This window comes from Pseudomonas sp. 32A (genome assembly GCF_052682255.1).
Map to the genome: position 1 here is coordinate 6,194,166 of NZ_JBQYLY010000001.1, position 19,934 is coordinate 6,214,099.

Annotated in this window: 18 protein-coding genes; 8 read left to right on the plus strand and 10 right to left on the minus strand. The window is 60.7% G+C overall.

What is annotated here, in order from left to right; translation table 11 throughout:
* Positions 1–50: 50 nt before the first annotated feature.
* From ACUN0G_RS28545 to ACUN0G_RS28555, 3 genes are read right to left on the minus strand one after another with little or no spacing between them, the layout of a single operon-like run.
* A complete protein-coding gene (locus ACUN0G_RS28545) occupies positions 51–674 on the minus strand; it encodes an FMN-dependent NADH-azoreductase (protein WP_445574977.1) in 624 nt (207 codons plus the stop codon).
* Positions 671–1,111 carry a GNAT family N-acetyltransferase gene (locus tag ACUN0G_RS28550; protein WP_063029997.1) on the minus strand — a complete coding sequence of 147 codons (441 nt, stop codon included), beginning with the start codon at positions 1,109–1,111 and terminating at the stop codon, positions 671–673. The genes ACUN0G_RS28545 and ACUN0G_RS28550 overlap by 4 nt, the downstream gene beginning before the upstream one ends.
* Positions 1,104–1,580: a carboxymuconolactone decarboxylase family protein gene (locus ACUN0G_RS28555; RefSeq protein ID WP_445574978.1), complete on the minus strand. Its 477-nt coding sequence runs from the start codon at positions 1,578–1,580 to the stop codon at positions 1,104–1,106. The genes ACUN0G_RS28550 and ACUN0G_RS28555 overlap by 8 nt, the downstream gene beginning before the upstream one ends.
* A gap of 134 nt (positions 1,581–1,714) precedes the next feature.
* Between ACUN0G_RS28555 and pdxR the strand changes: the two genes are divergently transcribed.
* From pdxR to ACUN0G_RS28570, 3 genes are all read left to right on the plus strand, one after another.
* Positions 1,715–3,088 carry a MocR-like pyridoxine biosynthesis transcription factor PdxR gene (gene pdxR / locus ACUN0G_RS28560; RefSeq protein ID WP_445574979.1) on the plus strand — a complete coding sequence of 458 codons (1,374 nt, stop codon included), beginning with the start codon at positions 1,715–1,717 and terminating at the stop codon, positions 3,086–3,088.
* A gap of 81 nt (positions 3,089–3,169) precedes the next feature.
* Positions 3,170–5,425 carry an Orn/Lys/Arg family decarboxylase gene (locus tag ACUN0G_RS28565; protein ID WP_445574980.1) on the plus strand — a complete coding sequence of 752 codons (2,256 nt, stop codon included), beginning with the start codon at positions 3,170–3,172 and terminating at the stop codon, positions 5,423–5,425.
* Between the two features lie 20 nt (positions 5,426–5,445).
* Positions 5,446–6,015 carry a GNAT family N-acetyltransferase gene (locus tag ACUN0G_RS28570; RefSeq protein WP_017480421.1) on the plus strand — a complete coding sequence of 190 codons (570 nt, stop codon included), beginning with the start codon at positions 5,446–5,448 and terminating at the stop codon, positions 6,013–6,015.
* 646 nt (positions 6,016–6,661) lie between these two features.
* Here ACUN0G_RS28570 and ACUN0G_RS28575 read toward each other — a convergent pair.
* Positions 6,662–7,564, minus strand: coding sequence for a LysR substrate-binding domain-containing protein (locus tag ACUN0G_RS28575; RefSeq protein ID WP_445574981.1), 903 nt, complete (start codon positions 7,562–7,564; stop codon positions 6,662–6,664).
* Between the two features lie 176 nt (positions 7,565–7,740).
* On the opposite strand from ACUN0G_RS28575, the gene gspG reads away from it, so the two are divergent.
* Positions 7,741–8,169, plus strand: coding sequence for a type II secretion system major pseudopilin GspG (gene gspG, locus ACUN0G_RS28580; protein ID WP_445574982.1), 429 nt, complete (start codon positions 7,741–7,743; stop codon positions 8,167–8,169).
* 4 nt (positions 8,170–8,173) lie between these two features.
* Here the strand turns inward: gspG and ACUN0G_RS28585 are convergent, their stop codons facing one another.
* Complete coding sequence (locus ACUN0G_RS28585; protein WP_003209248.1) at positions 8,174–8,410, minus strand: hypothetical protein; 237 nt, start codon at positions 8,408–8,410, stop codon at positions 8,174–8,176.
* A 227-nt stretch (positions 8,411–8,637) separates the two neighbouring features.
* Between ACUN0G_RS28585 and ACUN0G_RS28590 the strand changes: the two genes are divergently transcribed.
* Entirely contained in the window at positions 8,638–9,195 is a 558-nt protein-coding gene (locus ACUN0G_RS28590; RefSeq protein ID WP_445574983.1) for an NADPH-dependent FMN reductase, read from the plus strand.
* Positions 9,196–9,311: 116 nt separating this feature from the next.
* Here ACUN0G_RS28590 and poxB read toward each other — a convergent pair whose 3' ends face one another.
* Together poxB and ACUN0G_RS28600 are read right to left on the minus strand one after the other, a co-directional pair.
* A complete protein-coding gene (poxB, locus tag ACUN0G_RS28595) occupies positions 9,312–11,036 on the minus strand; it encodes a ubiquinone-dependent pyruvate dehydrogenase (protein ID WP_201142900.1) in 1,725 nt (574 codons plus the stop codon).
* Positions 11,037–11,114: 78 nt separating this feature from the next.
* Complete coding sequence (locus ACUN0G_RS28600; protein WP_445574984.1) at positions 11,115–12,347, minus strand: NADH:flavin oxidoreductase/NADH oxidase family protein; 1,233 nt, start codon at positions 12,345–12,347, stop codon at positions 11,115–11,117.
* Between the two features lie 69 nt (positions 12,348–12,416).
* On the opposite strand from ACUN0G_RS28600, the gene ACUN0G_RS28605 reads away from it, so the two are divergent.
* Positions 12,417–12,839, plus strand: a complete 423-nt coding sequence (locus ACUN0G_RS28605) for a MerR family transcriptional regulator (protein WP_421525635.1) — start codon at positions 12,417–12,419, stop codon at positions 12,837–12,839.
* Between the two features lie 35 nt (positions 12,840–12,874).
* Here ACUN0G_RS28605 and acnB read toward each other — a convergent pair whose 3' ends face one another.
* Positions 12,875–15,475, minus strand: coding sequence for a bifunctional aconitate hydratase 2/2-methylisocitrate dehydratase (acnB, locus tag ACUN0G_RS28610; protein ID WP_258348523.1), 2,601 nt, complete (start codon positions 15,473–15,475; stop codon positions 12,875–12,877).
* 394 nt (positions 15,476–15,869) lie between these two features.
* Here acnB and ACUN0G_RS28615 point away from each other — a divergent pair, with 394 nt between their 5' ends.
* Positions 15,870–16,340, plus strand: a complete 471-nt coding sequence (locus ACUN0G_RS28615) for a DUF1289 domain-containing protein (protein WP_445574985.1) — start codon at positions 15,870–15,872, stop codon at positions 16,338–16,340.
* An 801-nt stretch (positions 16,341–17,141) separates the two neighbouring features.
* Here the strand turns inward: ACUN0G_RS28615 and ACUN0G_RS28620 are convergent.
* Positions 17,142–18,002 (minus strand): universal stress protein, encoded by an 861-nt coding sequence (locus ACUN0G_RS28620; RefSeq protein ID WP_445574986.1) that lies wholly within the window; start codon positions 18,000–18,002, stop codon positions 17,142–17,144.
* Positions 18,003–18,152: 150 nt separating this feature from the next.
* Here ACUN0G_RS28620 and ACUN0G_RS28625 point away from each other — a divergent pair, with 150 nt between their 5' ends.
* Positions 18,153–18,755 carry a tRNA-(ms[2]io[6]A)-hydroxylase gene (locus ACUN0G_RS28625; protein WP_008431008.1) on the plus strand — a complete coding sequence of 201 codons (603 nt, stop codon included), beginning with the start codon at positions 18,153–18,155 and terminating at the stop codon, positions 18,753–18,755.
* Here ACUN0G_RS28625 and ACUN0G_RS28630 read toward each other — a convergent pair.
* A complete protein-coding gene (locus ACUN0G_RS28630) occupies positions 18,711–19,910 on the minus strand; it encodes an MFS transporter (RefSeq protein WP_445574987.1) in 1,200 nt (399 codons plus the stop codon). The genes ACUN0G_RS28625 and ACUN0G_RS28630 overlap by 45 nt on opposite strands.
* Positions 19,911–19,934 lie beyond the last annotated feature (24 nt).

Below are 19,934 nucleotides of genomic sequence, written 5' to 3' on the forward strand. Positions count from 1 at the left end.
GTGTCAGGGAGGCGGGCGTGGAAATGGCGCTGATTCTAGCGCCATTAATTTTACGCGCCAGAGCTGATTGCCGCTTGGGCTCCCGCTTGCCGGTAAAAAGCCCCGGACAACTGCTGTTGGGCCTGTTCCACGCTGCGTTGCACGGCGGCTTCGCCACGGACCATGGCGCCCAGGTAGGCGAACTCCACCGTGCGGATGCCCACGGTGCCGAGGATCGCCTGCAGGTAGGGCGTGAGGAAGTCGGGTTCACGGTTCTTTCGCGAACTTCCGGAACTGACCAGCACAAAGGTTGGCCGGTCCTGGAGCAGGGCGACTTTTTCAAACTGCGGGTTGACGGTGAAACTGCGGTGGATACGCACCACATGATCGATCCAGCACTTAAGCGCTGCCGGCACCGTGAAGTTGTGCACCGGGGTGCAGATAATCAGCAGGTCACAAGCCTCAAGCTCGACGATCAGTTGCTCGGACAGCGCCGTTGCCGCGCCACTGAGCCCGCCGGGCGTGGTCAGTGCGTTGGCGTATTCCCGGGTCAACGGTGGCAGGGCCTGGCCGCCGTAGTCGCGCTCGACCACTTCGGCCTCGGGCGCCTGTTCACGGAGCAGGGCGCGGGCCAGGCGGAAGGTCTGGGCCGCCTTGCCGTGGGGGCTGAAACTCAGCAGCAGGGCGCGGGTCATTGGCTCAGATCCTGAGAAAAGTGCATCCCCAGCGGCAGCAGGCCCTGGCGGAAATAGAAGCGCTGGGCCAGGGCCATGTGCATGCCGGTGTCCAGCACCAGATAGCGATAACCCAGGCGGCGGGTGTGCTGGCGTACCTGATCCAGCAGTCGTTCGCCCAGGCGCCGGCGTTGCAGGGACGCGTCCACTACCAGGTCATCGACGTAGATAAAGCGGCCATACAGCAGGTTTTCCGTCAGGCGGTAACCGGCCAGGCCCAGCACCTGGCCGTTTTCCCGGGCGGCCAGCAGGCGGTAACCGTTTTCCCGCTGGCGCTGGATCTGCTGGGCAAAGGCGTGCGGGTCTTCCAGTTTTGGCCGCAGTTGCTGCATGACGGCAAAACAGGCCAGGCAGTCGGCGTCGCTTTCGATGTGCACAAACTCAACAGCGTCATTCATGGTTGCCGTGCTCCATGTGCGCTTTTACGGCGGCAGGGACTTTGCGAAAGCTGATGGCGACGCGGTTCAGGGCGTTCATCAGGGCGATAGCCAGGGGCAGGTCGGCAATTTCCTTGTCGTCGAAGAGGGCCGTGGCCTCGGCATAGTGTTCGTCCGGCACCTCGGTGTGTGCGACCTGGGTGACCGACTCGGCCCACGCTAACGCGGCACATTCACGGGGGGTGAACAACGGCAAGGCTTCGCGCCATGCGGCCAGCAGCATCAGCTTTTCCAGGCTCACACCCTGTTTGAGCAGGTCGCGGGAATGAGAGTCCAGGCAGTAGGCGCAACCGTTGAGTTGGGAAACCCGCAGGTACACCAGGTCAATCAACTCCTTCTCCAGGCCGCAGCCGTGGATGTAGCTGTGCACCGAACCAAGGGCCTTGTAGCCGGCGGGCGCTGCCTGGGCGTAGTCGAGACGGTGTTGCATGCTGTGTTCCTTGCTGTGGTGATGTGATGCCGTCAGTTTGGCGGCCTGGTCGCCGGCTCAATAGGGCCAAGAATGGACAAGCGGGTTGGGACAAGATCAGACTCCAGCGCTGATTCACTGTGAGCCGGATAACGATGTCGTCACTGCCCAAATACCAAGAGATTTATCGGCGCTTTCGCCAGGCCATTGATCAGGGCCAACTGCGTCCTGGCGAACGGGTGCCGTCGGTGCGCAGCCTGGCCCAGGAACTGAAGGTGGCCCGGGGCACCGTGGAGACGGCCTACCAGTTGCTGGTCAGCGAGGGGTTCTTTCTGGCGCGCGGGCAAGCGGGAACGGTGGTGGCCGATGCGCTGCCGCAGCGGTCGATCAAGTCGCTCGCGGTCGAATCGCAGTCCTTGGCGCCGACCTCTGCGCCGCGCCTGTTGCAACTGGGCTTGCCGGCACTCGATAGCTTCCCGCGCAAGTTATGGGCGCGCCTGGTCACCCGGCAGGTCCGGCGTGTCGACGTCAACAGCCTGGCCATGGGTGACGTGCGGGGTGCCCGGTCGCTGCGTGTGGCGATTGCTCAATACCTGGCGCTGTACCGTGGTGTGGAGTGCTCGCCGGAGCAGGTGTTCGTGTGTGCCGGTTACTCGGCGTGCCTCGCGCTGGTGTGTGATGCGTTGCAGATGACAGGCCAGCAGTGCTGGTTCGAAGACCCGGGCTATTTGCATGCGCGGCAGTTGTTGCTCCACCTGGAGGTGAAGTTGGTGCCGGTACCGGTCGACCGTGACGGGCTCGATGTCGAGGAGGGCGTACGACGTGCTCCAAAGGCGCGGCTGGCGATTGTCACGCCGGCTCACCAAAGCCCGCTGGGTGTCGCCCTCAGTGCCACCCGGCGCCGTAGCCTGCTCGACTGGGCGCAGACCCATGGCGGCTGGTTGGTGGAGGACGACTACGACAGTGAGTTTCGTTACAAGGGGCAGCCCTTGGCGGCGCTCAAAAGCCAGGACACAGCGGACCGGGTGATTTACTCGGGCAGCTTCAGCAAGATGCTGTTCCCGGGGTTGCGGCTGGGCTATCTGGTGGTGCCGCAGGCGTTGCTCCCGGCCTTTGAGGCCAGCGCCCGCATCCTGCAAAACCGCAGTGCCGAGTTGCTGCAAGCCACCACCGCTGACTTTCTCGACCAGGGCCATTTCACCCGCCACCTGAAAAAAATGCGCCAGCTCTACACCCAGCGGCGCGGCTTTCTGGTGGATGCGCTGAACAGCCATTGCGGGGCGTTTTTGCAGGTCGATGAACAGTCTGGCGGGATCAATCTGCTGGCGCGGTTGCGGGTGGAGGTCTCTGATCAGGCAGTTGCGTCCCAGGCCGCCGACGCGGGGCTGGGGATTCAGGCACTGTCTGTCTGGAGTATCGAGACGGGGCGCCAACAAGGCCTGTTGATGGGTTTCACCAACCTGGCGACGCGCCAGCATGCCGTGGAGGCGGCGTTGCTGTTGCGGGAGGTCATCAGGGGGGCTTTATGAAGGCGGGTTGAACATCTTCATTCGCCACATCCGCTCCGAGCTTCTACCCTGAAGGCATAGCCCCCAGGACGCCAAGCGCTCATGTACAAAGACCTGAAGTTCCCGGTTCTGATCGTACACCGCGACATCAAGGCCGACACCGTTGCCGGCGACCGCGTCCGGGGCATTGCACGGGAGCTGGAACAGGAGGGCTTCAGTATCTTTTCGGCGGTGGACTACGCCGAGGGCCGCCTGGTGGCTTCGACCCATCACGGCCTGGCCTGCATGCTGATCGCCGCCGAGGGCGCCGGGGAAAATACCCACCTGATGCAAAACATGGTGGAGCTGATCCGCCTGGCGCGGGTGCGGGCGCCGAGCCTGCCGATCTTTGCCCTGGGTGAGCAAGTCACCCTGGAAAACGCCCCGGCCGACGCCATGAGCGAGCTGAACCAGTTGCGGGGCATTCTTTATCTGTTTGAAGACACCGTGCCGTTTCTTGCGCGGCAAGTCGCACGGGCCGCGCGGGGTTACCTGGATGGCCTGTTGCCGCCATTCTTCAAGGCCCTGGTGCAGCACACGGCGGATTCCAATTACTCCTGGCACACCCCCGGCCATGGCGGTGGCGTGGCCTATCGCAAAAGCCCGGTGGGGCAGGCGTTTCATCAGTTCTTCGGGGAAAATACTCTGCGTTCGGACTTGTCAGTGTCGGTGCCGGAGCTGGGCTCGCTGCTGGACCACACCGGCCCGCTGGCCGAAGCCGAGGCCCGGGCGGCGCGCAACTTCGGGGCGGATCATACGTACTTCGTGATCAATGGCACGTCCACCGCCAACAAGATCGTCTGGCATTCCATGGTTGGCCGGGATGACCTGGTGCTGGTGGACCGCAACTGCCACAAGTCGGTGCTGCATTCGATCATCATGACCGGCGCCATTCCGTTGTACCTGTGCCCGGAGCGCAATGAACTGGGAATAATCGGGCCGATTCCCCTGAGCGAGTTCAGCCCCGAATCGATCCGCGCGAAAATCGACGCCAGCCCGTTGACCCGTGGGCGACCGGCCAAGGTCAAGCTGGCGGTGGTCACCAATTCCACCTATGACGGCTTGTGCTACAACGCCGAGCTGATCAAGCAGCAACTGGGCAACAGTGTCGAGGTGCTGCACTTTGACGAGGCGTGGTACGCCTACGCGGCGTTTCATGAGTTCTTCGCCGGGCGCTACGGCATGGGCACGTCGCGCACGGCCGACAGCCCGCTGGTGTTCACCACACACTCCACCCACAAGCTGCTGGCGGCGTTCAGCCAGGCGTCGATGATTCATGTGCAGGATGGCGGTGTGCGTAAGCTCGACCGCGATCGCTTCAACGAAGCGTTCATGATGCATATTTCCACCTCGCCGCAGTACAGCATCATCGCCTCCCTGGATGTGGCCTCGGCGATGATGGAAGGCCCGGCGGGGCGCTCGTTGCTGCAAGAGATGTTTGACGAGGCCCTGAGCTTTCGTCGCGCCTTGGCCAACCTGCGCCAGCACATTGCCGCTGAAGACTGGTGGTTCTCCATCTGGCAGCCGCCGCTGGTGGCGGGCATTGACCGAGTGGCGACGGCGGACTGGCTGCTGCAACCCCAGGCCGACTGGCATGGCTTTGGCGATATCGCCGAAGACTATGTGTTGCTGGACCCGATCAAAGTCACCCTGGTGATGCCCGGCCTGAACGCCGGCGGGGCCTTGAGCGAGTGCGGAATCCCCGCTGCGGTGGTCAGTAAATTCCTCTGGGAACGTGGGCTGGTGGTGGAAAAGACCGGGCTGTATTCGTTCCTCGTGCTGTTTTCCATGGGCATCACCAAAGGCAAGTGGAGTACCCTGCTCACCGAATTGCTGGAATTCAAGCGCAGTTATGACGCCAACGTGAGCCTTGCTGTCTGTTTGCCATCGGTGTTTCAGCAGGGCCCGGTGCGGTATCAAGGGCTGGGGTTGAAGGACTTGTGTGACCAGTTGCACAGCTGTTACCGCAGTAATGCGACGGCCAAGCACTTGAAGCGGATGTACACGGTCTTGCCGGAAATCGCCATGAAACCGGCCGATGCCTACGACCTGTTGGTCAAGGGCGAAGTCGAGGCGGTGTCCATCGACGCTTTGCCAGGACGCGTTGCAGCGGTCATGCTGGTGCCTTATCCGCCGGGTATTCCGTTGATCATGCCGGGTGAGCGGTTCACCGAATCGACTCGCTCGATCATTGACTACCTGGCGTTTGCCAGGACGTTCGACAGTAGTTTTCCCGGCTTTGTCGCCGATGTTCATGGACTGCAACACGAAGATGACGGCAATGGTCGCTGTTACACCGTCGATTGCATCAAGGGTTAAGAATGTTTATGCAAGCTGTAATGAACCCGAAGTACCCGGGTCTCAGTGTCCGTGTGGCTGATGAGGGATTTGACGCCTACGTGTGGGGTAACGACTTCAGCTTTGAGGTCAACGCCTACGGTGTGCCGGAAATGGGCAAGCGCGTCGATCAGTGGGCGGTGGAGCGTATCGTGCCGTACCGCAAATGCTACGGCATCGACCCCGAGGAATTCGCCAGCTTCCGCGACGCGGCCGACAGTGCGGTGTTCATGGCGTACCTGGATGACCGGCCCGTTGGGCACATCGTGGTCAGCACCAACTGGAACGGCTTTGCCCATGTGGACGAGCTGGCGGTGGTACTGCCGGCGCGGCGCCACGGGGTGGCCAAGGCATTGCTGGACGTGGCCCAATTCTGGAGCCGCAAGAAAAACCTGCCGGGGATGATGCTGGAAACCCAGAACAACAACCTTGGTGCCTGCCGGTTGTATGAGCGCTGCGGGTATGTGATGGGCGGGATCGACCACCTGCGCTATCGCGGGATTGATCCGCAGACCCGTGAAGTGGCGATTTTCTGGTATCGATTGTTCAAGACAGAACTGGAAGCGGTCTGAGCTTCACCGAACAACTGTAGGAGCTGTCGAGCCCTGGCGAGGCTGCGATAGCGGTGTGTCAGGCAACCTCTTTATCGACTGTGCTTGCGCCTTCGCAGCCTCGCTAAAGCTCGACAGCTCCCACATTCGATTTGCGCAACCCGAGTGGATGCGACCAAACACAAAACTCCCAGGCTTCCCCCGATCCCCTGTAGGAGCTGTCGAGCCCCAGCGAGGCTGCGATAGCGGTGTGTCAGGCAACCTATTTATCGCTGTGCCGCCGCCATCGCAGCCTCGCTAAAGCTCGACAGCTCCCACATTTGATTTGAGCAACTCGAGTACTTGCGACCGAACACACAACTCCCAGACTTCCCCCCAAACCCTGTGGGAGCTGTCGAGCCCCGGCGAGGCTGCGATAGCGGTGTGTCAGGCAACCTCTTTACCGACTGTGCCGCCGCCTTCGCAGCCTCGCTAAAGCTCGACAGCTCCCACATTTGATTTGAGCAACCCGAGTACTTGCGACCGAACACACAACCCCCAGACCTCCACCGATCCCCTGTGGGAGCCGTCGAGCCCCAGCGAGGCCGCGATGGCGGTATGTCAGGCAACCTCTTTATCGCTGTGCTGCCGCCTTCGCAGCCTCGCTAAAGCTCGACAGCTCCTACATTCAAGGCAGTGTGCTTGTCAGCAGGCTTTCCGCCTTCTCGGTGACAATCTCCAGCAACGCATTCAAGGCGGGCGACGCTTCGCTGTCCTTCAGGGTCAACGCATACAAGGTCACCCCAATCGGTGGTGACAACGGGCACGCATCCAGCCCGGCTTCCCGTGCGCCGGTGGCGGTGAACGGGTCGACAATCGCCAGGCCTTCACCGGCTTCAACCATGCTGCGCATCATCTGGTACGTCTGCACCCGGGTTTGCACCACCGGCAGCGGGCGCAGGGCTTGCAGCTTGCTGTCCAGCAGGCGGCTCAGCGGGTCCTGGCCTTCAAGGCCGATCATCGACTGCCCGGCCAGCTCCTGTAGCGCGATGTACTTCTGGCGAGGCTTCAGCCAGCCATGGGGCGCGAGCAATTGCAGCTTGCCGTGGGCCAGTGGCTTGCTGTGGATCTGCGGATGTTCCGGGTCGTGCAGGCTCAGGCCGAGGTCGGCTTCGTGCAGCAGCAGGCTTTTGACGATGTCACGGGTGGAGTGGCTGGAGAGGTTGCACGGCGTGTCTTGAAAGCGTCGGCGCAGCACGGCAATCGCCTGAGGCAGCAGTTGGTTGGCCAGCGGCGGGGTGCACAACGCGCGCAAGGGCGGGGCATGGTGGTGCTTAAGGCTGCTGGCCAGGCGTTGCACCGGCTCAAGGGCCGCATAGAGGTGGGCGATTTCGCCCTGCAGTTCGAGGGTTTCCCGGGTGGCCTGCAAGCGTCCGCGGACACTGGCGAACAGCATGAAACCCAATTGCAGCTCGGCGTCCTTGAGCGTCGCATCCACATCGGCCACGGGCAGTTGCAACCATTCGGCGGCGGTGCCGAGGTGTCCGGTCTGTAAAATCGCTTGAATGACTTCGATATGACGTAAACGCATGGCCGGAGTCTATGTTCAGCGCGACGTGGATTCAATGGCTCAGGCCCGGGCGCGGAAAAAAGACCCGCCACGGCAGCGCCCCAACTAGACTTGCACGATCAAGTCCCTTGGCGCCTGCAACAAGCAGTTCATACAAAGGGCGTATTAACCAAAGGACGCACGGGGGAGCCTTATCGATGCTTGGTAAAACAGACACGCGCGGGTTTTCGTTGTGGGACCTGCTGGTGGTGGTGCTGGTGGTCGGCGTGCTGGCGTTTGCGGTGGGGCCGCGGATGTTCGGCGACGTGACTCAGTCGGAAATCGCCACGGCCAAGGTCCAGTTGAAAGAGCTGGGCAAGGCGGTCGAGCAGTTTCATCAGGATGTAGGGCGTTATCCTACCGACGACGAGGGTCTGGCGGTGTTGACGGTTCAGCCTGCGGGGGAAGGGAAGTGGCGGGGGCCCTATCTCAAGGATCAGGACATGCTGACAGACCCTTGGGGCGTGGCCTATCAGTACCACTATCCTCCCAGCCAGGCCAAAACCCACTTTGATCTGTTCTCGTTCGGCAAGGACCGGACACTGGGAGGCGTCGGCGATAATGTTGATATCGCCTATGGGGAATAACGTCTTATGAAGCGTGGATCGTTGCGGATTCGCGGGTGATGATAGTGCCCGACTGAATCAGCCTGAACTCATCGCCATCCAGTTTTTCTACGCGGTCGCCAATGGCCAGCTTGTAGGTGGTGGTGGGCGCCGATCCAGCCAGGCCGTCGAGGGGCGGGTTGGATTCCTGGAACTCATGCACCGAATAAACGCGACCTTCCGCGTCTCTGGCATGGAACTGTCCGACAAGTACTGCTGCCATCTGTTTAGAACCTCTGGAGATAAACACTCGATTTGCGGTTCTGTAGACCGTAGGAGAGCGGGGTAGTTTACCTATGGAAAAAAAATACTATTCGTTGACTTTTTCAGACATTACTTACAAGTCCATTTGCGTTGTGAACATCCTTGGGTTTGCAAAAACGCGCTGGTGATAGCGTCGCGCAGGCTCTATAACTACATGCTCCTTAAGTCAGAAATCGGGAAACCCCAATGAGCAAGGTCTACACGATTGCCGTACTGGTCGGCAGCTTGAGAAAAGAGTCGATCAACCGCAAGGTCGCCCTGGCATTGGCCGAGTTGGCGCCCGCCAACCTCAAGTTGAACATTGTCGAAATTGGCGATTTGCCGCTCTACAACGAGGACATCGACGGTGCTGCACCGCCGGCAGCCTACAGTACTTTCCGTCAACACGTGCGTTCATCCGACGCGGTGCTGTTTGTGACCCCCGAATACAACCGCTCCGTGCCGGGTGTATTGAAGAATGCGATTGACGTCGGTTCACGTCCTTATGGCCAAAGTGTATTCAGCGGCAAGCCGGGCGCGGTGATCAGTGTGTCCCCCGGCGCCATCGGCGGTTTTGGGGCCAATCACCATTTGCGCCAGTCCCTGGTGTTCCTCGATGTGCCGTGCATGCAACAGCCGGAAGCCTACCTGGGCGGCGCGGGCAGTGTGTTCGACGAGTCGGGGAGGGTGTCGGAAAAGACCAAGCCGTTTTTGCAGGCGTTTATTGATGCCTACGGCAAGTGGGTGGAAAAGCAAAGCGCATAAGTAACCTGTAGGAGCGAGCTTGCTCGCGAAGAACGTCCAGGCGACGCGAGCTTTCAAATAACCCGCGTCATCGTTAACGATCTTCGCGAGCAAGCTCGCTCCTACAGTAGCGGGACTTATCTGAGCCAGTTGGTTTTCGCCAACTCGATCACTTCATCACCACGCCCGCTCATCACCGCCTTGAGCATGTACAGGCTGAAGCCCTTGGCCTGTTCCAGCTTGATGCTGGGCGGCATCACCAGTTCCTGAGTGGCGGTCACCACATCCACCAGCACCGGGCCGTCATGGGCCAGGGCGCGGCGCAGGGCCGGTTCGAGGTCTTCGGACTGTTCGACGCGAATGCCGAGGATGCCCATGGCGTTGGACATGGCGGCAAAGTCCGGATTCTTCAGCTCGGTGCCGGTGTCCAGGTAGCCCGCAGCTTTCATCTCCATGGCGACAAAGCCCAGGGACGAGTTGTTGAACACCACCAGTTTCACCGGCAGGTTCAACTGCGCCAGGCTGATGAAGTCCCCCATCAGCATCGTAAAGCCACCGTCGCCAGACATCGAAATCACCTGGCGCCCGGGAAACGCGGCTTGGGCGCCGATGGCCTGGGGCATGGCGTTGGCCATCGAGCCGTGGTTGAACGAGCCGATCAACCGGCGCTTGCCGTTCATTTTCAAGTAACGCGCCGCCCAGACGGTCGGCGAGCCAACGTCGGCGGTGAAGATCGCATCGTCGTCCGCCAGCTCACTGAGCAGGCGCGCGACGTATTGCGGATGAATCGGCCGGCCGGCCTTTGACGGTTCCGCCAGGTCATCCAAGCCTTGGCGCGCTTTCTCATAATGCTTGAGCGAGGTTTCGAGGAAGCTGCGATCCGTCTTGCGGGTCAGGCGCGGCAGCAGCGCTTGAATCGTTTCGCTGACGTCGGCAGCAATCCCCAAGTCCAGCGTGGCACGTCGGCCCAATGCCTGCGGGTTGCGGTCGACCTGGATGATCTTCGCGTCAGTCGGGTAGAACTGGCGGTACGGGAAGTCAGTGCCGAGCATGATCAGCGTGTCGCAGTTGAGCATGGCGTGGTAACCGGAGCTGAAGCCGATCAGGCCGGTCATGCCGACGTCGAACGGGTTGTCCCACTCCACATGCTCCTTGCCACGCAGGGCGTGAACCACCGGTGCACCAAGGGCGTCGGCCAGGGCTACCACTTCATCGTGGGCGCCGGCACAGCCGCTGCCGCACAGCAGGGTGACTTTGCCGCTGTGTTCGAGGATGTCGGTAAGGCGTTGCAGGTCCTGTTCTGCCGGCAGGGTGCGCGGCGCCAGCAGGGCCGGCCACGGTTTGAACTTGTCTTCCACTTCCAGCAACGACACATCGCCAGGAATCACCACCACCGCCACGCCGCGATTGAGAATCGCCGAGCGCATGGCGCGGTGCAGCACGTGGGGCATCTGTTCGGGGTTAGTCACCAGCTCGATAAAGTGGCTGCACTCCTTGAACAGTTCCTGGGGATGGGTTTCCTGAAAGTAGTTCAGGCCGATCTCGGTGGAGGGGATCTGTGCGGCGATGGCCAGTACCGGCACATGGTTGCGATGGCAGTCGAACAGGCCATTGATCAAGTGCAGGTTGCCGGGGCCGCAGCTGCCGGCGCATACGGTCAGTTCACCGGTGGCCGCCGCTTCGGCACCGGCGGCAAACGCAGCCACTTCTTCGTGGCGCACATGCATCCACTCGATGCTGTCCATGGTGCGCAGGGAGTCGGTCAGGCCGTTGAGGCTGTCGCCGGTCAGGCCCCAGATGCGCTTGATGCCCGCCTGTTCAAGGGTGGTCGCCAATTGCTGGGCCAGGGTGATTTTCGCCATGAAGAACTCCAATCGTCAGTGAGTGTAAAAAGCTGCTGATCAGTAAAGGACAGTTCCATGGCGCTGAATGCTCCCCGCTCAATATGAAGAATTGGTCATCGCGGCGCGATATTGGCGGGTGCGCCGGGCGATAAACAGTTGGTCTTTTATCAACGCCAGCAGCGGCGCCACCCCGGGTTTCGGCTGGCGGCCACGGCTCAGGCGGCGAAGCTGATAGCGCACCACGGCCATGGTCGCCAGGCTGGCCAGGGGTTTGCGCTTCCAGCGGATCGGCGGCAGTTGCGGGTTGAGATCGCGGCCAGCGCGCCACTGCTTGATCAGGTGCGGCTCCAGGGTCAGGGCGGTGGCGATCCCGGCCATGGCGATGCCGCTGTCCAGTACTTGCTGGACGATTGGCAAACGGCGGATACCGCCGGTGACCATCACCGGCATGCTGGCGACTTTCGCCAGGTCGCTGGCCATCTCGATGAAATAGGCTTCGCGGGCCAGGGTGCGTCCGTCGCGAGCCTCGCCTTGCATGGCCGGGGCTTCGTAGCTGCCGCCCGACAACTCCAGCAGGTCGATGGCCAGAGGGTTGAGCAACTCGACCACGGCGCGGGCGTCGGCGGCGTCAAACCCGCCACGCTGGAAGTCGGCGGAGTTGAGTTTTACCGCCACGCAGAAGTCCGGGCTCACGGCGGCGCGCACGGCCTTGACCACCTCCAGCAGCAGCCGCGCACGGTTTTCCACGCTACCGCCCCAGCGGTCCGTGCGCTGGTTGCTCAAGGGCGAGAGAAACTGGCTGAGCAGGTAGCCGTGAGCCGCGTGAATCTGCGCGCCGCTGAAGCCGGCCTTTTCGGCAAGGCGCGCGCTGGTGGCGAAGCGCGAGATGACGTCCTGTATATCCTCCTCGGTCATCGCCTTGGGTTGGGCGAACATCTTCGAAAAGCCGCCGAGATCGAGGGCCACCGCAGAAGGTGCCAGTGCTGGCTGGCCGAGGTTGGCCATGGTTTGCCGGCCCGGATGGTTGAGCTGTACCCAGAATTGCGCACCCTTGGCCCGGCCAATCGCGGTCCATTGGCGAAACTTGTCCAGGTGACGTTCGTCTTCCAGCACCACGCCGCCGGGGCCGGTCATGGCGTGGCGGTCGATCATCACGTTGCCGGTCAGGATCAGGCCGGGTTCGCCCTCGGCCCAGGCTTGATACAGGCGCATCAACGGCTCGGAAGGCGCCTGGTGTGCATCCGCCATGTTCTCTTCCATCGCCGCCTTGGCGATGCGGTTACTGATGAGCTGGCCGTTGGGCAATTGCAACGCTTCAAAGGGCGACATGCTTGACTCCTCACAATGGGAGCGCTCAGGCTAAGCTTAAAGGTCACTTTAAGGTCAATGGGGGCGGCGATGAATATTGGTGAACTGGCTGAACGCAGTGGGCTGGCCGCTTCGAAGATCCGCTATTACGAGGCCCAGGGGCTCATCCGGGTTGAGCGGCAAGGCAACGGGTACCGTCGTTATTCGATGCAGACACTGCAGGCGCTGCAATTGATTCAGGGCGCGCAGCGGGCGGGTTTCAGCTTGCAGGAATTGAAGGCGCTGATGCCGGACGACACACCGAGTGAGACCAAGCGGGCGCAGATTGTCTTCAGGCTGGAGCACAAGATTGTGCAGATAGAAGAGCTTCAGGCGCGTATGGACCAAAGCAAGGCAGAGTTACGTGCAGTGATCGCAACGATCCAGGCGCACCCGCAAGGCACGCCTTGCACCCAGGCGCAGGACAAAGTCTGGGCCTCAATCGAGGCGCATAAAAAAACGCCGCGCATCTGACGACACGCGGCGTTTTTCTGACCGGAAATTAAGCCTTAGGCTTGAATGACCGGGATGTTGGCGTTTGCAGCAGCTTCACGGAACTCGGCGATCTGGTCAAAACTCAGGTAGCGATACACGTCGCTGGCCATGGTGTTGATCTTCGCGGCGTATTCCATGTACTCCTCGACGGTCGGCAGGCGACCCAGGATGGAAGCCACCGATGCCAGCTCAGCCGAAGCCAGGTAGACGTTTGCGCCGTCACCCAGACGGTTCGGGAAGTTACGGGTCGACGTCGACACAACGGTCGAGTTCGGCTCTACACGTGCCTGGTTACCCATGCACAGCGAGCAGCCCGGCATTTCCATGCGCGCGCCAGCCTTGCCGTAGATGCCGTAGTAGCCTTCTTCGGTCAGTTGGTGAGCGTCCATCTTGGTCGGCGGCGACAGCCACAGACGGGTTGGCAGCTGACCCTTGACCTGATCCAGCAGTTTACCGGCAGCGCGGAAGTGACCGATGTTGGTCATGCACGAACCGATGAACACTTCGTCGATCTTCTCGCCAGCAACGCTGGACAGCAGACGGGCGTCGTCCGGATCGTTTGGCGCACAGAGCACAGGCTCCTTGATGTCGGCCAGGTCGATCTCGATGATTTCAGCGTATTCGGCGTCAGCATCGGCAACCATCAGCTCAGGGTTGGCAACCCAGGCTTCCATCGCTTGGGCACGACGTTCCAGGGTACGCGCATCGCCGTAGCCTTCACCGATCATCCAGCGCAGCAGGGTGATGTTGGAGTTCAGGTACTCGGTGATGGATTCTTTCGACAGCTTGATGGTGCAACCGGCAGCCGAACGTTCAGCCGAGGCGTCGGACAGCTCGAAGGCTTGTTCGATGCTCAGGTTGTCCAGGCCTTCGATTTCCAGGATGCGGCCAGAGAACGCGTTCTTCTTGCCTTTCTTCTCTACGGTCAGCAGGCCAGCCTGGATCGCGTAGTAAGGAATGGCGTGAACCAGGTCACGCAGGGTGATGCCAGGCTGCATTTCGCCTTTGAAACGCACCAGGATCGATTCCGGCATGTCCAGTGGCATAACGCCAGTGGCTGCGGCGAACGCTACCAGGCCGGAACCGGCCGGGAACGAAATGCCCATTGGGAAACGGGTGTGGGAGTCACCACCGGTACCGACGGTGTCCGGCAGCAGCATACGGTTCAGCCAGCTGTGGATGATGCCGTCGCCTGGACGCAGCGATACACCGCCACGGGTCATGATGAAGTCAGGCAGGGTGTGGTGGGTGGTCACGTCGATCGGCTTTGGATAGGCCGCGGTATGGCAGAACGACTGCATTACCAGATCGGTGGAGAAGCCCAGGCACGCCAGGTCTTTCAGTTCGTCACGGGTCATGGGACCGGTGGTGTCCTGGGAGCCCACGGTGGTCATCTTCGGTTCGCAGTAGGTGCCTGGACGAACGCCAGCCACGCCGCAGGCCTTGCCGACCATTTTCTGCGCCAGGGTGTAGCCCTTGTCGCTTTCAGCCGGGGCTTCCGGCAGCTTGAACAGGGTCGAAGGCGGCAGACCCAGCTCGGCGCGAGCCTTCTCGGTCAGGCCACGGCCGATGATCAGCGGGATACGACCGCCGGCACGGACTTCGTCCAACAGCACCGGGGTCTTCATTTCGAAGGTGGTCAGGACTTCATCGCTGTTGTGCTTGGTGACTTTGCCAGCATGCGGGTAGAGGTCGATCACGTCGCCCATGTTCATGTTGGTGACGTCGAATTCGATTGGCAGTGCGCCGGCATCTTCCATGGTGTTGTAGAAGATGGGAGCGATCTTGCTGCCGAAGCAGAAACCGCCAGCGCGCTTGTTCGGCACATAAGGAACGTCGTCGCCGAAGAACCACAGCACGGAGTTGGTAGCCGATTTACGCGACGAACCGGTACCGACCACGTCACCGACGTAGGCGATCGGGAAGCCTTGGCTGCGCATTTCTTCGATCTGCTTCATCGGGCCGGTTTTGCCTTGCTCATCCGGCACGATGCCTTCGCGGGCCATTTTCAGCATGGCCAGGGCGTGCAGCGGGATGTCAGGACGGGACCAGGCGTCCGGGGCAGGGGACAGGTCGTCGGTGTTGGTTTCGCCCGTCACCTTGAACACGCGCAGGCTGATCTTGTCGGCCAGGGTCGGGCGGTTCTTGAACCACTCGCCGTCGGCCCAGGACTGGATCACGTCTTTGGCGTGCTGGTTGCCATTCTTGGCTTTTTCCGCGACGTCGTGGAAGGCGTCGAACATCAGCAGGGTGTGCTTGAGTTGGGCGGCGGCGACGGGAGCCAGGGTGGCGTCGTCCAGCAGCTCGACCAGGGTCACGATGTTGTAGCCGCCTTGCATGGTGCCGAGCAGTTCAACAGCGCGTTTCTTGTCGATCAGAGGGGAAGTGGCTTCGCCCTTGGCCAGGGCAGACAGGAAACCGGCCTTGACGTAGGCAGCTTCGTCAACGCCTGGTGGAATGCGGTTGGTGATCAGGTCAACGAGGAATTCTTCTTCGCCAGCCGGGGGATTTTTCAGCAGCTCGACCAGGCCTGCGGTTTGTTCGGCGTTAAGCGGCTGGGGAACGATACCCAGGGCTGCACGCTCTTCGATATGTTTGCGGTAGGCTTCAAGCACAGTTATTACCCTCATCAGTGGTCCCACGGGACGCTCATCCAGAAATGCACGGCACGCATGCGCTCAGGGGCTTTTTGGGCCGTAGAGCCAGCGCTGCCGGCAATCCTCACAGAAGCTGCTTTCAAAGTTTTACGCCTGCAGAACGGAGCTGATGAGGGTTGGCGCTGGCTATTTACCGGGTAAATAACCATCGCCAACACCGTTCTTTAGGAACGACTGTGCTCGTGACGCTTTGAAAACAGCTTCCAACGGATTATTGGCGCCTTACAAGGCCGGGTGATTCTACGGCAAAAAATTTCTAAACGTAAGTTGCCTTGCCAAGTTTGCAGGGTGATCAACCTTAGACAAAGGGCTAACATGTGTAACTGTTTCGCTGATTTGTGCGTTGTCGATCATGTCTAATCAAACCATCAAGACCCCCTGCGTAGGCCTGTGCTCCACGGTTTACGGCGATCTTGTGTGCCGGGGGTGTAAGCGGTTTCACCATGAGGTGATTCAGTGGAACGGGTATAACGAGGAAGAAAAACGAGCGGTTTGGCTGCGGCTGGAGCAGTTGTTGGTGCAGGTGATGGCCGGGAAGCTTGAGGTGTTTGACCCGAAAATGCTGCGGGGGCAGTTGGAGCAGCGCAAGATTCGGTTTGTGCCGCATCAGTCGGAGTACTGCTGGGCGTATCAGTTGATTGCCCGGGGGGCTCGGGTGATCAGCAATCTTGAGGCTTATGGGATGGTGTTGATGCCGGAGTTTCGGGATTGGGGGTTGCCTGAGTTGCGGGATGCGATTGATCGGGAGTTTTTTATTTTGTCCGAGGCGCATTATCAGCGGTATATCGCTCCGGGGTTTCTCAGGGATGTGTTTGGGGGGTGATTGAGTACATATCCGTTATTTAGGTAACGGCGGCTTATGGTTCCGCTCTTACAGCGGCTCACTTTGGAAAAGCCCCAAAGTAAGCAAAGGGCTCTGCCCCGCCTGTCGGCACCTCGCCTAGGCTCGGTGTTCCCTCACTCCGGCATTGCTCCGCGGGCCGCCGCGACGGGCCATCCATGGCCCGGCGCGGCTAAACCGGCGTCCTGCCGGTTTACCCGCTCCGCAATACCTGCGTTCGGCCTCGGGCTTATTGGGGCAGTCAGATCAAGATCAAAAGCAAAAGCACAGCGGCCTACCGGCCGGCTTGAGTGTTAAAAGCAAAGCTGTTTTCTGTAGGAGCGAGCTTGCTCGCGAAAAACCTGAGAGCGCCGCGTTCATCCAGAATGCCCGCGTCATCGTTAACGACCTTCGCGAGCAAGCCCGCTCCCACATTTGGACCGTGCCCGCTTTAGATTTTGATTTTGCTTTTAACACTCAAGCCGGCCGGTAGGCCGCTGTGCTCTTGATCTGCTTTTGATCTTGATCTTAGGCGCCCCGTTAAACCACGCTGGCCGAACGCAGGCTTTGGAGCGTGGGTAACCTGGCAGGACGCCAGGTTAGCCGTCCTGGGCCAAGGATGGCCCATGACGGCGGCCCACGGTCCAAAGCCGGAGTGAGGGCACACCGAGCCTAGGCGAGGTGCCGAGTGGTGGGGCAAGAGCCTTTTGGTTACTTTTGGGCTCCTTTCAAAAGTGACCCGCTGTAAGAGCGGAACCCATACAAGCCATCCCCCAAAAACGGATATGCCCCCAAAAAGAAGCATCACCCATTAGCCAGCTCTTCCAGATGATCCATCAACTCCTGCGGCTTAAGCACCAACACATCACTGTCCACCGCATCCAGCACCACCTCCGCCGTATTCCCGATCAACGCCCCGGTAATCCCCGTACGCGCCACGGTACCGATTATGGTCACCGCCGCCTGCCACTTATGCACCGCATGAGGAATCAACACATCCGCCGGCCCTTCCTCGATATGCAGATGCGTGTCGTCAATATCAAACTCCGCCTGAAACGCCTTGCACTGCTCACGATACCGCGCCTCGATCGTCTCCTTGAGCTGAAACACCGGATCCGCCGCCGACAACATCGGCGATGGATGTGCACTGATCACATGCAACTGCGCCTTGGCCAGGCTCCCAATATCAAACCCGTGATCAATGATCGAGTTATGCAGCGCCTGGTGCTCGGCATCAGAATTGCCCACATCAATGGCCGCCAAAATCACCCCGCCCGCCCACGGCGTGGACGTCTTCACCAGCAGCACCGGAGTAGGGCAGTAGCGCATCAGCTTCCAGTCCGCAGGCGTCAATAGCGCTTTTTTCAGCGGGCTATCAGCAAAGTGCTGCTTGACCACCAACCCACACCCCTCCGCCTGCTGCACGTCGATGATGGTTTCATGCAGGCTGTCATTCCACGCCTGTTCGGTGGTGACGCTGTAACCATCCTCCTGCAAACCGGCCTTCAGCAGGCTCAACATCGCCGAATGCTCATGCCGCTTGTCACACACCAACAAATGCAAATGGGCCCCGGTGACGCCGGCAATCAGCTTGGCGCGCTTGAGGGCCAGGCTTTCCGAATGCTCGGGCTCGATGACCACCAGGATGCTGCGGATGGCTTGCATGGTCGGGTTCTCCAAAAAGGGTGGGCGTGGAACAACTATAGTTGCTGCTCGGCACACGTCATGTTGATGCACATCAAGCCCGGTGGCTGGCGGTCTGCGGCGCGGTCGGTATAATCGCCGGCCTTTTGTGACTCTTTGCCCGTGAGCCCGATGAACCTGCCAGAAATCCACGAATTCCTCGGTTGCCGCACCCCCGACGGCTGGGTCCAGGCCGCGTTGGCCGACCAGGAAACCTTGCTGATCGACCACAAAAACTGCGAATTCAAGGCCGCCAGCACCGCCTTGAGCCTGATCGCCAAGTACCATTCCCATGTCGACCTGATCAACCTGATGTCACGCCTGGCCCGGGAAGAACTGGTGCACCACGAGCAAGTCATGCGCCTGATGAAGAAGCGCAAGATCGAGCTGCGCCAGCTGTCCGCCGGCCGCTACGCTTCGGGTTTGCGCAAAGTGGTGCGCAGCCATGAACCGGTCAAACTGGTGGATACCCTGGTGGTCGGCGCGTTTATCGAAGCCCGCAGTTGCGAGCGTTTCGAAGCACTGGTGCCACATTTGGACGAAGAACTCGGCAAGTTCTACTTCGGCCTGTTGAAAAGCGAGGCCCGGCATTTCCAGGGTTACCTGAAACTGGCTTACCAGTACGGCGACGCCAAGGACATCGCCCAGGTCATCGACCGCGTGCGCGCCGCCGAGCAGGAACTGATCGAATCACCGGACGTCGAGTTCCGCTTTCACAGTGGCGTGCCAGCCTGACGCAACCGCTGCACCGATCAGCGCGGTGATCCCGACGAGTATCAGGATCACCGTCTGCGTCCCCAGCGGCGCCGCCAGCAAAGCAATCAACAACCCGGCCAGTGGCTGCGAAAGGTTGTTAAGCAAGGTCAACACACCCACCGTCTTGCCAAAGTCCTGAACCGGGATTATTCGCTGGCGGGTGCTGCGGATGTACACGTTGAACATCTTGTCGAAGCCGGTCAGCAGCAGGAAACCCACGGCATAAGCCCACACATTCGGGCTGAGGGCGGTGATCAACGCACCCACGGCAATCATCGAATACGACAGACCGCCCAACACCTTGAGCGGCAGGGACGCGCGCGCCAGATAGAACAGAATGGCGATGGTCACCACGGCGCCCGCCGCCTGCAGCCCGGCGTAGGTGTCTTTGCCGGCGGCGTATTGACCGATGACCAAGGCGGCGGACGTGGCCAGGGTGACGCCGATGATCAGGTTCACACCCACCGCCAGCGCGATGATCTTCTTCAGCTCCGGCAGGTCGCGGATATGCCCGAAGGCAATGCGCAGCGGTTGCAGCCAGATGTCATGGTGCTGCTCGAAGGTTTCCAGGTTGACCGTGGTGTTGCGCTGCCAGATCAGCATCGCCAGGTCTGCCAGCAGGAACAGCCCGGCAATCCCCAGCACGACCCAATGCCAGGCCCAGACTTCCAGCATCAGCGCCGCCACCAAGGGGCCCAGCACCAACCCGGTCTGGTCGGCAATCTGCGAGTAGGACAAGGTCTTGGCGTAGGTGTAATGCTTGAAGATATGCGGCATCACCACTTCCCGGGCCATGATGCCCTGGGTGGTCAGCACGCCACACAGCGCCGAAAGAATGACAATCCAGTAGATTCCGTCAAACACCCCATACAACAGCACCGCCAGCACGCAGGCAACCGCCCGGTAAACCTGGCTGATATGCAGGATGCGAACGGGAGAAAACTTGTCGCACAACGCGCCACACACCGGGAATGACAAAAAGCGCGGCAGTGACTCGACAAAAAACGCCAGCCCGGCCCACGACACACTGTTAGTGGTCTGGAACACGATCAACGGCACGATGAACAACAGAATCTGGTCGGCCAGGCGTGACAGAAACAGTGAAATGAAGAAAGCCAGGTAATCCTTGCGCATCGTGTGCTCGTGTCCTTGAGTCAA